Raw genomic sequence first — 12590 nt, 5'->3', positions numbered from 1 at the left:
GACATTCATAATGGTGTCTCAAGGCATGTGGAGACGGTAGTTCTGATGTCTAAGGTCAGGTAATTATGTGCGAAAAAGGCCTGATTTCAGGTCTTTTTTGCAAATATGGATATGAAAACATTCAATCCGAGGTCTAAACTAATCGCTTTACGGAAACAGGGAGATACGGATTTATCGAAAAAAGTGTGTATAGTTTAGACGCCGATTTAGATGTCAGAGAGAGTTTAGGCAGTGTATTGGATGTTGTGAGATTCGCAAGTATTGCAAAAAGGAGGATTGTGTTATGGTATTTAATCCTGGTCTAAAAATAGGACAAATATTAAAAAATACAGATATTGTCGATACGTTCAAATGTGGGAATATGGGTGGTATGAGGCGTTCAAAAACAACGAATACATTAGTGATTGTTTCTGACTATACAAAAGGAATCTACCATGATAAGTGGATTGGAGGAATTCTTCATTATACAGGTATGGGAAAATTAGGAGATCAGGATATTAACTGGGCGCAAAATAGAACTCTTGCAGAGTGTGGATACAACGGTGTTGATGTACATCTATTTGAAGTGATGGATGCTGGCGAATATGTTTATTGCGGAAAAATTGAATTGGTTAACAGGCCTTACATGGAAATACAACCAGGTGATAATGGGGAAAATAGAAAAGTATGGATGTTCCCTATAAGACCAGTTCCAGACAATGATGTAAAGAAACCGCCAATGTTTGTATTTAAAGACATGGAGGACTACAAAACGCGCGGTAAAGATGCAGACGCAGAATATGCTAAGACTGTTGCTGCAAAGAAAAAGCGCAGTTGTAAAACGTCAACTCCAATTATTCCCGTAATACATAAACCAGAGCCAAAGCCTCAAGTAGTAATTCCAAGAGACATTGTTGGAAAACAAGTGAAACATAAAGCCTTTGGAACTGGAAAAATTACTAGAATTGATGGAACAACTATAGCGGTGGCGTTTGACACTGTAGGTGTTAAGAAGATGGGTTATGAATTCTGTATGGAAAAGAAGCTGATAGAGTTCATTTGATTGGGATATGATGAGAATGATTAGAGCAGTAGCTACGGTTACTCGTAGTGAAGATAAAATATTTGCTATTGCCAGAGGTTATGGTGAATTCAAAGGTCAATGGGAATTTTCAGGAGGAAAGATTGAGAAAGGCGAAACACCACAGTAGGCATTTGTTCGTGAAATACAAGAGGAACTCGGTGCGAAAATTGAGGTTGGCAAATTTATTGACACAATCGAGTATGATTACCTGTCATTTCATTTGAGCATGTATTGCTTCTGGTGTATTGTTGCCAATGGGAAAAAGAGGCAGAGGCTTCCAGATGGCTAAGTAAGGACGAACTATATAGCATTAATTGGCTACCAGCAGACATTACGTTTATTGAAATAATAAAGAATAGCCTAATCACGTGAGACATCGATTTAGATGTCAGAGGGAGTTTAGGCGGTGGATTGCATGATATACTTGGGAGGTGTTTTCACATATTTAATATATGGGATAGGATTAAAGCGATTGACGATGAGTATTCAGAAAGTGAAATCTTTTTAAAGTATGGCTTGTCCAGTTTAATGTTGTATGAGCCAACAAGGAAAGAAATGATTAGCCTTTGGGGCGATATGATGATTCGATTTCAAACACCCAAAACAAGTATCGCTATGCAGCAGCGTGTATCAGGTGAGCGATTTGCGATACCGAAGAGGAAATCTGTTTACTTCGGTATTTCCATCAGTATAATATAACTGTCCAGATTCTTATATTGGTGGCGAGTTTAATTATCGCTATGGAAATGAAATAATAACTGATAGTAAAGTGAATCTACTAACCGTTGGGATACATCATTTTAAGCTTTATGTTAATGATGGAACATCAGATGTAGATAAGCGTTCTATTCTAAATGTTTTTGCTTTTTTAAACGGATGTCCTAATTTTGAATTTCTAAATAATACACGCGTTAATCAAAAATTGGATGACCTATATCAAAGGTTTGATTTGATTGACTGTATTCGACTCAGACATCCGAATTATTTGAAGTCTGATATAGAAAAGCCCATCTATTTAGAATTGTCAATACTTAAAAACAAACGTGGGCATAAAAACATAGTTTTTAATAAGATGCCACACGAAGGTATTTTGGATTTATATCATGCAACGCTAAAACAATTTGAACCGCTGCCAAGATGTGTTTTCTTATATAGGGTGTTTGAATATGCTGCAGTAAATCACTATAGGATTCAGTTTAACCCAGCACAATATAAACCAGAAAACGCGATGGAATATTATTTGAATAAATTATAATCCTAATTCTAATCCACTGTATTACATGGATTTTGGGAGCGAAAATGTTAAACCAAAGCTATGCAATTTCTTTACAGTCTTAAAGTCTGAAGTAAAAAGAATATTGAATGAATTGTCTACAGCTCCGTATTTATCGAATAAGACGACAAGTGAAATTATATATTTAACAGGAAGAAATTTTACAGAGCATGGGGCTTCAGGCACCCGTGGTGAACGAAACATGCACTACGATTATGATAAAAATTATCTGCAAATAAATAATGTAAATATTCTATTAGAACTCATTGCAAGATATGTTATAGAGCTACTTAATCCAGAATTGAAAAATGTGGCGGAAAGTCGAACATTATTTTATAAGGATAAGTACAAGCGATTTCTCGAAAAAAGATAAATAGAATTAACTCTCTTGGCCGTTGAAGCGGTCATCAACCATGGTAACCTTCTGCAGCATCCTGCGGACAAGGCTTTCATCAAAGATAGTAAAGGAGTGTGCAGAGATATCATAGGTATTGGCCGGTGGGGAAATGGCGATGTTGAGTTGTTTTTTGAACATACATCTGAAATAGATGATATGATGGAATTAATTGAGCAGTCTTATCGAATGCAGGCTGATTAAATTCAGAAAAGACAATTACAGTCAGATGAAATATTTAGGATATTATTTTGAGGTTCAGATAAAACGATATTATGTAGATAGATGCTTTAAGTATAGATACAAATTAAAGATGTAAATGAATTAGAATGGATGGATACCATACCTTAAAAGAAAAATGAAATTTGAACATTATCGGAAAAAATAGATTGTTTAGATTACACCTTCACTTACATAGAAAGGACACCTCATGGAAAACTTAACCCTTATCCCACCCACCAAAGCAAACAAAACAGCAATACTGGCGTTCAAAAATGAATTTTTTCAGGCCGGCGAAAGAGTCATCAACGGCAGCGCGCTTCTCGACCAGATGGATTATGAGGAGTGGCTGGAAAACATTAGAAGAAACGCAGATTCTCAAACAGTGCGGGAGGACTGGGTGGTGTCCTCGACGTTTTTGGCAGTCCGTGAACAAGATCAGCGGATTGTGGGGATTGTTGATCTTCGCCACAGTCTGGGTCAGCCTTTTCTTGCGGAATACGGGGGACATATTGGCTATGCTGTCCGCCCTTCGGAGCGCGGGAAAAGCTATGCGGTGCAGATTTTATCGCTGGCGCTGGAGGCGGCTCAGAAGCTGGGGCTTGAGGCAGTGATGCTGGGTTGCTACGCGGATAATATGGGATCAATCAAAACGATGCTGAAATGTGGTGGTGTATTAAAAGAGGAGAAGCCTTATATTGATGGAAAGCCCATGTGCATTTATTGGATTACCATCAAGGAGGGACCTGTCCGCAGGCTCATAGAAAAAGATACGGAACGTGCAGCGGAAATCGTCAACCATTGCTGGAAAACCACTTATGCGGGCTATGTGGACCCTGTGCAGCTCGGTGAAGTGTGGTGCGGCAAACGCAGTGAGGCCATTAAAGACGAATTCCGGACAAACGGGCTGGAGAATTATGTGTTTGACGAAAAAGGAGTAAAAGGCATACTCTCCTGCGGCAAAAGCGCAGATGCGGATAAGACTGATGCATTTGAGCTCTGGCGGATTTATGTTGATCCGGCGTTTCAGGCGCAGGAGATTGGTAGTAAGCTGCTGGCGTTTGGAGAAGCGTTGGCAAAAGAGCGGAATTATCAGGAAATGGTTATCTGGGCCTTTGAAAAAAATAAAAATGCCTGTAGGTTTTATAAAAAGCATGGCTACAAACCAGATATTACGCAGCATCTGGGTGAAAATTTTAATGCTGAGGGGCTCAGATTTATAAAGTCCTTATAAAAAATCCCTTGTCAATAAAAGACAGGGGATTTTTACTTTGGCCGGTTAGTTAATTTTCAGATTTGACGGCTTCCAGTATTTCAGCGATACCGGTTGCGCCCCATTTTACACAATATGGAATCGAAAAAGATTCATCATGAAACGCATTGAGTGCTTCAAGCGTTTCCGGGGACAGCTTGGACATAATGGCTTCTAAGGCTTCAAAATGTTCATTTATTTCTTTAAGACGGACCGTGTCATTTTCTTTGATTTTCACAAAGTTACCTCCTGAAAGTGTTTAGCGATACTTTTCTTTTCTTTATTTTAACACGGTCTGCCTAAAACCTCAATGGCAGGCGGCCCTGAAATTTTTCAGAATATTTTCAGAATTTGTATGATAGAATGTTGTTTCAAAAAGGTATATAGTATTAAACAAAAAAGATTTCAAAAGAATGAATGAAAAGCACATTTTAGCAGAAAAGGGATGAATAAATGAGTAAAAACAGGACATATGGTAAGTGGAGCATTCTGTTCACTGTGTTGATTATGACTTTTATGGTGACGTTGGATGGAAGTATTGTGAACGTGGCACTTCCGGTCATGTCTGGCGAGCTGAATGCAAGCATGGGGGATATCGAATGGGTGGCCAGTATCTATCTTGTGGTCACCTGTGCCACGATTTTGATTTTTGGCCGATTGGGCGATATGATCGGCAAGGTTCGGATTTTTCAAATCGGGGTCATTCTTTTTACTGTTGGATCATTGCTGTGCAGTATTTCCGGTACGCTGCCGCTCTTAATTGGCGCAAGGGTGGTACAGGGACTGGGCAGTGCGGCAGCCCTCGCCAACAATCAGGGAATCATTACAGAGTCTTTCCCGCCCGATGAGCGGGGAAAAGCCCTTGGGTTTGTCAGCACCTTTGTGGCGCTGGGGAGCATGACCGGCCCGACCCTTGGCGGGATGATTCTCACGGTGCTTCCTTGGACTTATATTTTTTTGATCAACATACCGGTTGGGGTGCTCTCCTTTTTAATCGGCCTGAGAACGCTGCCGAATAAAAAACCGGCAAAGCCAGGACGTCTGGACGCAAAGGGCTCGGTTTTACTGCTGCTTTCAATACTGTTGCTGTTCGGCTCGTTTACCTTGCTGCAGAATGGTGTGAGTCTTCCGATTATCATCGGCATTATTGCCGGTGCGGTTTTTCTGGCATTATTTATTATGGTTGAAAAGCGGATGGACGATCCGCTGGTTCCCATCGGCATTTTCAAGAACAAGATGTTTTCCCTGAATCTTTTTACCATGCTGACAGCCTTTGTCGCCATTGGGGCAAACAATATTATCATGCCCTTTTATCTCCAGGACGCCCGGCAGTTCAGCCCTGGAATGGCGGGACTTTTGATGACGGTTATCCCGCTGATCACAGCGGTCATGGGCCCCATCAGCGGTACCATGTCTGACCATATCGGCAGTGAGCTGCCAACCATGATCGGCCTTATCTTTACGACGATCGGGCTGGCGCTGATGACAATGCTCGGCATTGATACCACCATAGCGGTGATTATTCTTTTTCTCGCTGTTATCGCGGTAGGAAGCGCCTTGTTTCAGTCTCCCAACAACTCTTTGGTTATGGGCAGTGTCTCCCGGGATGAGCTGGGTCTGGTAGGCAGTCTGGCGGGACTGGTGAGGAATATGGGCATGTCGGTGGGAATTACTGCCGGTACATCTCTGCTGTACAGCCGGATGAGTGATATGGCGGGCTACCGGGTCACCAATTATATTCCTGGCCAGCCGGACGTCTTTTTATACGGCCTGCGCTCGGTCTACATCATGCTGGCGGTTGTTGTGTTCGTTGGAGCCTTGTTAACCATTATCCGTTTTGTCTATGCAAGAAAGCAGGAGAGAAAACAGGTTGCTCAGCAGGAAAAATAGAACAGAAAACCGGTGAATACAGGTAATTGGATGTACTCACCGGTTTTATTAATGCGCTCAGGATAAGAGGTCGATAAGGCTGATCTGCTTGCCTTCGTTTGGATTCTGGGGTTTCCCTGCGGATTGGCGTTTCAGCACAGCCTCTGGCAATTCGTTTAGAAACGGCGAAGGCTCTGACGAGGTGGTGAGGATCAGTTCATCTTTTGCCCGGGTCATCCCGACAAAGAACAGCCGCCGTTCCTCCTGAATATCGGATGGCAGCTTGCCGATTTCCAGAGGCATTATGCCTTTTTTTGCGCCGTAGAGGAATACAATGGGGAACTCCAGTCCTTTTGAGCCGTGGAGGGTCATGAGGGTAACCGCGTCTGAGGTATAGACTTTGTTCGCGCTTCTCTTCAGGTCGCCTTCCTCACCGAAGGTCAGTGTATCCATGAACTCGGCCAGCGTTTTGTAAAAGACGGTCATATCCAGAAATTTTGTGAAAGCCTTGCTCTCGTTCAGTCCGAGCTCGGCAGCCCAGTCTTCTAAAAGTTTTTGTGGCTTTGTGCGCTTTGTTTTGGACTGGTACTTTTCCTTCAGATAGCCATAGGGGCAGCGGCTGGTGTCAATCTGATCAGGTGTTTTAATCAAAATATCAGCGGTTTCCTCTGGGAGATCCCAGAGAAGCTTCAGGCACATTCTGAGGGAAAGCTGGTCTTCGGGGTCGAGGAGTGTCCTGAAGAAGCAGACGGTTCCCCGGACATTCCGATCTGTAAGAAAATCATCTCTGCCGGTAATAACATAGGGAATGCCCTCTTTTTTCAGGCAGGTTTCGAGCATTTCGGCCTGCTTGTGCGTACGGTAGAGCACGGCAATATCTGAAAAACTACGCATGGTCTGGCTGTCCTGGCGGTTATCGGCGGTTTCGGTGTCCAGCATGTCGATCCCCCCGATGAGCCGGTTGATTTCACGGGCGATAAAGATTCCCTCTGACAGCTCGCTGGGAGCGCTCACCAGTTTGAGCGGGGTACCCTTTGACTGGAAAGGCTGTATTTCACGCTTTGCGCCCTCGTTGTGGTTGATGACCTGACAGGCTGAGGTGACAATTTCCGGAGTGGAGCGGTAATTGTGCACAAGCCGGATGGTCTGGAGCTCTGGGTAATCGGCGGACAGGCGGTCAAAGCATCGGGCGTCTGAGCCACGGAAGCCGTAGATGGACTGGTCCGGATCACCGATGACGAAAAGCTCTTTGCCACCGCGGTTCCAGGCTTTGATGAGTTCAAATTGGATGGGACTGATGTCCTGGAATTCATCGACCAGTAAAAAGCTGTAATGATTCTTGCGGATGCTGTTTTTATCTTCATCTTCCAGCATCACAAGTGTTTCGGAGAGAAGGTCATCAAAATCCAGGACAGATAAAGCTTTAAGCTGCTGACCGTAATAATCAAAGGCGGCTTCTGAGAGGATACCGGATCCTTTTGAAAGTCCGGTTTTCATAAGGGAAACTTCTTTCAGAAATTGCTTTGCGGAAAGGCTTAGGCCAAAATGGCGGATGGTTTCCTCGGCGGTTTCAAGGGTTTCAAATGCATCAGCCAGTGTAAAACCGCCCCGGTGTTCCTTTAAAAGTTTATGGCAAAGGCTGTGAAAGGTTCCGATGTTTACCTGTCTGGCGGATCGTTTTCCAAGCACCTTTTCAAGCCGTTCCCGCATTTCGGCAGCGGCCTTATTTGTAAAGGTGACGGCGGTGATCTCCGTTGGCTTAACGCGCCGCTCATTGAGTAAATGAAGGATACGGGAAACCAGGGTTTTGGTTTTTCCGGTTCCCGGACCTGCAATGACGGCGATGGCTCTCCGCGCTGTTATGACAGCTTCCTGCTGTTCTGCGTTTAGCAATTCTGTCACAATGGGATGTGGAGGCTGGCCTGTTTCAGGTTCTTCGGGTTTGCCTGCGGCGGGCAGCTGTTTTGCGCTCTTTTCTTTCCGGGGCATCTGCGCCAGTTCTGAAGACGCAAAGAGGCTGACCTGGCCGTCAAGGGCGTTCAACTCAGAATCGTCAATAAGTTTGACCTTGCCGTATTCGCCGTCGTAACCGGGGATTCGCTCGACTTCACCCTTTCTGAGACGGTTAATGCCTTCCGAGATGAGAAAGCCCGCTGCTTTTTTGATGTCCTCGACGGGTGTCTCGCGAAGAATCAAAAACTCTGGTCCCAGCTTTTTCAGCATTTCCATGTAATCTTTTTGCACTTTCACACTGGCTGCTGAGCGTCCTGTGGAGGCAGCGATGACTTCCGGAAGTGGGACAAGGCTTTCGTAGGGGCGGGCATTTTTAAGAACATAACCATCCTCCCGGTCCGCGAGCTGCTCAACACGGTGGGAGACACCGATGGTCAGCTTTCTGCCGCAGACCGGGCATTTCCCATTGTAGGGTTCTGCCTCCTGTGGGCTTAAGCACAAATGGCATTTCCGGTGTCCGTCATAATGATACTTTCCTTCTTCGGGGAAGAACTCGATGGTCCCTGCCAGTCCTTTACCTTCCTGGATGGCGCCGGAGAGCCCTTCATAGCTGAGCTCAATGTCCATTAAATTGGCTTCACGCCCCAGCTTGGCGGGAGAATGAGCGTCAGAATTTGAGATGAGCTGATAGCCGTCGAGGGCGGAAAGACGCCAGTTCATGGGAGGGTCAGAGGATAAGCCGGTTTCCAGGGCATGGATATGGGGTGTGAGATCCTCAAAGCATTCTTCGATGGTATCGAAACCTGAGAAAGCACCGAAAAGGGAAAAATGCGGCGTCCAGATATGAGCGGGAATATAGATGGCATCCGGGCAGGTTTCAAGCATGATCTCCAAGAGGTCGTGGCAGTCAAGCCCCAGTATAGGCCGTCCGTCGGAATGAATATTACCGATGGCCTCCAGCTTTTTGGCAAAGAGCTCGGCGGTTTCAATGCTTGGCAGCAGAATAACGCTGTGTACCTTGCGCACTTTACCATTTTTTTTGTAGATTGAGCTGATCTCGCCGGTGATGACAAAACGCGGGTCGGTTTTGACGCCTGGAGTATCATCTTTTAAGCGGAAATCTTTTTTTAAGGTATAGAGGCCTGATTCGGCCCGCTCAAGTTTTTCCTTTAATTCTTCCCGCCACGCCGGGTGGGTAAAATCGCCGGTTCCCAGAATATCAATACCCTTTCTTCTAGACCATAGATCCAGATGCTCTGGCGTGCACTCCTTGCTGGTGGCTCTTGAGTAACGGGAATGTATATGTAAATCTGAAATAAACAAAAATGATCACCTGCTTCTAATTAAGATATGCTTAATTATAGCCTTTTTCCCCTGAATGTACAAGGGAATAGAGGCTGACAGCCAATGGCTTTTTTATTTTGTCAGCTTTTATTCTTTCTTAGTAAATGTTATAATAGAATTAATTTATTTGTAAACAATTAAAACAGATGATGAGGATAAATAAGGATGTGAATCCAATGGACAAACGAAAAAAATATAAAGAACGTTTATTACAAATTGATCAAGATTTATTTGAGCTTAAACCGCTGTTGATCGATAATAAAACATTAAAGGAAAATGCTGATTATCTGGCAGAATTTTTAAAGCGTTATCTGCCCATAAACCAGCTGGCGCTGGCGCAGATATCCAATGAAGGCGGCATAATGGAAAGTGCTTTCTGGAAAAATGACCGGAATGAGGATTTTTGGATGGCAGTTATTCATGAACACATGGATAAATGGCAGAATGAAAAGGACAGCCTGTCAGATTTTGATACAGTGGATACAGGCACCGGGAAAGCCTCCGTTTATGTGTTGTTTCCAGTGGCCTGTGAGGATAGACTTGCGGGGGCTCTGCTTGTGCATAAGCCTGAAAAGACAGGGTTGTGGAGCGAGGAGGAAATTGCCCTTCTGAAATTAATGGCGTCCACGATCAGCGTGGCGCTCATCAACCGTGCCCGTTATGAGGAGTATGCCCTTCAGGGTTATGTTTTCAATGAGATGATGGACAATACCAGCACAAATATTTATGTCACCGATGTTGAGACCAACGAAATACTCTTTATGAACAAGGCAATGCAGAAGTCCTTTGAAATTGAAAAGCCTGAGGGGAAAATCTGCTGGCAGGTTCTTCAGAAGGGGATGGAAGGCCCCTGTCCTTTCTGTCCTGTGCCCGGGCTTTTGAAGGATGAGGACGAGCACCCTTCTGTTGTCTGGGAGGAAGAAAATACGCGAACGGGCATTACCTATAAAAATTATGACAGCTTTATGCAGTGGACAGACGGGCGCACGGTTCATTTCCAGCAATCCGTAGACCATACAACTACCCGCCAGCTTGAAAAGGCGGCTGCCACCGACGAGCTGACCGAGCTGCTGAACCGGCGGGCCGGAAAGCTGGCGCTGGACCATACGCTCAGCCAGGCAAAACGGGATAAAATCAGGGTGATTGTGGGTATGTATGATGTCAACGACCTTAAGGAGGTCAATGATACTTATGGACACGCAGAAGGCGATGTTTTGTTGAAGACCATTGCCAGGAATATTAAGGAATGCCTGGCGCCGCAGGATTACACATTCCGGCTGAGCGGTGATGAGTTTATCATTGTTTTCAAGGATACTGACCTCACAGCCTCTAAGGAAAAGGTGCGGCGTGCCAGAGAGCGGATACAGCTTTTTAAGGAGAAGCACCAAAAGCTCTACGAAATGAACTTCTGCTGTGGTTATGAGGAGGTTGAGCCCGATGACCAAAGGACCATCACAGAGATTCTGACAAATGTTGATGAGAAAATGTATGAGAAAAAAAGGCTGTTCCACATTCAAAAGGCAGAAGAAAAGTACCAAAAGGAGGGAGAAAAGCAGGGGCGGACAAAGACCTTTAGCTATGATAAAGAACATCTTTACGATGCGCTGGTCCAGAGTACGGATGATTATATCTATGTGTGCAATATGAAGACGAACACCTTCCGTTATTCTAAGGCGATGGTGGAGGAGTTTGACCTTCCCGGCGAGGTGATCGAAAACGCTGCTGCGGTTTGGGGAGCGAGGGTTCACGATCTGGATAAAAAGGCCTTTCTCGAATCAAATCAGGAAATAACAGACGGCAGGACGGACTGCCACAGTGTCGAATACCGTGCCAGAAACCGCAAGGGCGAATGGGTGTGGATGCGGTGCAGAGGCCATCTGGAGCGTGACGAATCCGGCGAACCAACGCTTTTTGCCGGCATTATCACAAATCTGGGAAAGAAAAACAAAATAGATCACCTGACCGGGCTTTTTAATAAGTTTGAATTTGAGGAAGAAATCGAGCGGCTGATCAGTACAAAGCCGGATCAGCCCATTGGGATAATGATTTTGGGAATAGATGAGTTTAAGCGTATCAATGATCTCTATAACCGAAGCTTTGGCGATGAGGTCATACGGATTATCTCCCAGAAGATTCAGACATTTCTGCCTCCGGATGCCACGGTCTACCGGATGGATGGCGATGAGTTCGGTATTATTCTCAGAAATGGTACGGTGCATGGACTGGAAAACATTTACGGGAAAATATACCAGGCTGTTAACCATCAGCAGGAGTTCAACGGTAAGAAATTTTATTGTACGCTCTCTGCCGGGTGCACCCTTTACCCATTGGACGGCAAAACCTATCTTGATTTAATCAAATATGCGGGGTATTCATTGGAATACGCTAAAAATAAAGGGAAGAATCAGATTGCCTTTTTCTCAGAGGATATCCTGATTGGAAAAACCCGTCAGCTGGATTTGACCGAGCTGCTGCGCGAAAGTGTGGAGCAGGGTTTTGAAAATTTTGAAGTCTATTACCAGCTTCAGGTCAATGCTGATACGAGAAAGATAAAAGGAGCGGAAGCGCTGGCACGATGGAAATGTGAAAAGTACGGGCAGGTACCACCAGACCAGTTTATCCCGATTCTGGAGGAAAGCGGCCTTATTATCCCGGTCGGCAAATGGATCTTTGAACAGGCGCTGGGCGCTTGTGCCCGCTGGATAAAAAAAGACCCGGATTTTGTCATCAGCGTTAACCTGTCCTACGTCCAGCTTGAGGACGCCGGGTTCATCGATTTTATGGAGCGGACAGTGCTGAGCAGCGGCGTTCCCCCGGCGAACGTGGTAGTAGAGATGACGGAAAGCTACATCGCCTCAAATATAAACCGGGTCGAAGGGATCTTTGACCGGATACGCAGCTTCGGTATGAAAATCGCTATGGATGATTTTGGAACAGGTTATTCCTCGCTTGGAATCCTGAAGAAAATTCCGGCAGACATTGTGAAAATTGACCGGATATTTGTAAAAGATGTTCAGACAAGCCATTTTGATCTGACCTTTATAAAATTCATTGTGGAGCTGTGCCATGATGTGGGGATTGAGGTCTGCCTGGAGGGGGTGGAGACAGAAGGCGAGTACGAGGCTGTAAAGCCCCATGCCGTTGATTTTATACAGGGATATCTTTTTGGAAGACCTGTGCCGGGAAGTATTTTTAAAGAACAAAATTTTAGTTAGGGAGTGTA

At 44.8% G+C, this 12590-nt stretch carries 9 protein-coding genes; 7 read left to right on the top strand and 2 right to left on the bottom strand.

The features are described from left to right. Positions 1-283: 283 nt before the first annotated feature. The 5 genes from BUC22_RS05325 (at position 284) to BUC22_RS21260 (ending at position 4183) form a co-directional block, all read left to right on the top strand. Positions 284-1042 carry an SRA domain-containing endonuclease gene (locus BUC22_RS05325; protein WP_013379844.1) on the top strand — a complete coding sequence of 253 codons (759 nt, stop codon included), beginning with the start codon at positions 284-286 and terminating at the stop codon, positions 1040-1042. 16 nt (positions 1043-1058) lie between these two features. Next, positions 1059-1190 (top strand): NUDIX domain-containing protein, encoded by a 132-nt coding sequence (locus BUC22_RS22515; RefSeq protein WP_337926961.1) that lies wholly within the window; start codon positions 1059-1061, stop codon positions 1188-1190. A gap of 642 nt (positions 1191-1832) precedes the next feature. Continuing rightward, entirely contained in the window at positions 1833-2318 is a 486-nt protein-coding gene (locus BUC22_RS05310; protein ID WP_013379847.1) for a hypothetical protein, read from the top strand. A 406-nt stretch (positions 2319-2724) separates the two neighbouring features. Beyond that, positions 2725-2934 (top strand): hypothetical protein, encoded by a 210-nt coding sequence (locus tag BUC22_RS22200; protein WP_013379850.1) that lies wholly within the window; start codon positions 2725-2727, stop codon positions 2932-2934. 226 nt (positions 2935-3160) lie between these two features. Then, the gene (locus tag BUC22_RS21260; RefSeq protein ID WP_013379852.1) at positions 3161-4183 is read left to right on the top strand and encodes a GNAT family N-acetyltransferase; all 1023 of its coding nucleotides are present in this window, start codon (positions 3161-3163) and stop codon (positions 4181-4183) included. 49 nt (positions 4184-4232) lie between these two features. On the opposite strand, the gene BUC22_RS05290 is transcribed toward BUC22_RS21260, so the two are convergent. After that, positions 4233-4439 (bottom strand): hypothetical protein, encoded by a 207-nt coding sequence (locus tag BUC22_RS05290; protein WP_013379853.1) that lies wholly within the window; start codon positions 4437-4439, stop codon positions 4233-4235. Between the two features lie 215 nt (positions 4440-4654). Between BUC22_RS05290 and BUC22_RS05285 the strand changes: the two genes are divergently transcribed. Further along, the gene (locus BUC22_RS05285; protein ID WP_013379855.1) at positions 4655-6091 is read left to right on the top strand and encodes an MFS transporter; all 1437 of its coding nucleotides are present in this window, start codon (positions 4655-4657) and stop codon (positions 6089-6091) included. 57 nt (positions 6092-6148) lie between these two features. On the opposite strand, the gene BUC22_RS05280 is transcribed toward BUC22_RS05285, so the two are convergent. Continuing rightward, the gene (locus BUC22_RS05280; protein ID WP_013379856.1) at positions 6149-9346 is read right to left on the bottom strand and encodes a UvrD-helicase domain-containing protein; all 3198 of its coding nucleotides are present in this window, start codon (positions 9344-9346) and stop codon (positions 6149-6151) included. Positions 9347-9543: 197 nt separating this feature from the next. Here BUC22_RS05280 and BUC22_RS05275 point away from each other — a divergent pair, with 197 nt between their 5' ends. Next, the gene (locus tag BUC22_RS05275; RefSeq protein WP_013379857.1) at positions 9544-12582 is read left to right on the top strand and encodes a diguanylate cyclase domain-containing protein; all 3039 of its coding nucleotides are present in this window, start codon (positions 9544-9546) and stop codon (positions 12580-12582) included. Positions 12583-12590 lie beyond the last annotated feature (8 nt).

This window comes from Eubacterium callanderi (genome assembly GCF_900142645.1).
Classification (GTDB): domain Bacteria; phylum Bacillota; class Clostridia; order Eubacteriales; family Eubacteriaceae; genus Eubacterium; species Eubacterium callanderi.
This window is presented reverse-complemented; position numbering and strand designations above follow the sequence as displayed.

Bases quoted from the DNA above. Each gene is read 5' to 3' on its own strand.
- BUC22_RS05325 (WP_013379844.1), top strand. From the start codon at position 284: ATGGTATTTAATCCTGGTCTAAAAATAGGACAAATATTAAAAAATACA.
- BUC22_RS22515 (WP_337926961.1), top strand. From the start codon at position 1,059: ATGATTAGAGCAGTAGCTACGGTTACTCGTAGTGAAGATAAAATATTT.
- BUC22_RS21260 (WP_013379852.1), top strand. From the start codon at position 3,161: ATGGAAAACTTAACCCTTATCCCACCCACCAAAGCAAACAAAACAGCA.
- BUC22_RS05285 (WP_013379855.1), top strand. From the start codon at position 4,655: ATGAGTAAAAACAGGACATATGGTAAGTGGAGCATTCTGTTCACTGTG.
- BUC22_RS05275 (WP_013379857.1), top strand. From the start codon at position 9,544: ATGGACAAACGAAAAAAATATAAAGAACGTTTATTACAAATTGATCAA.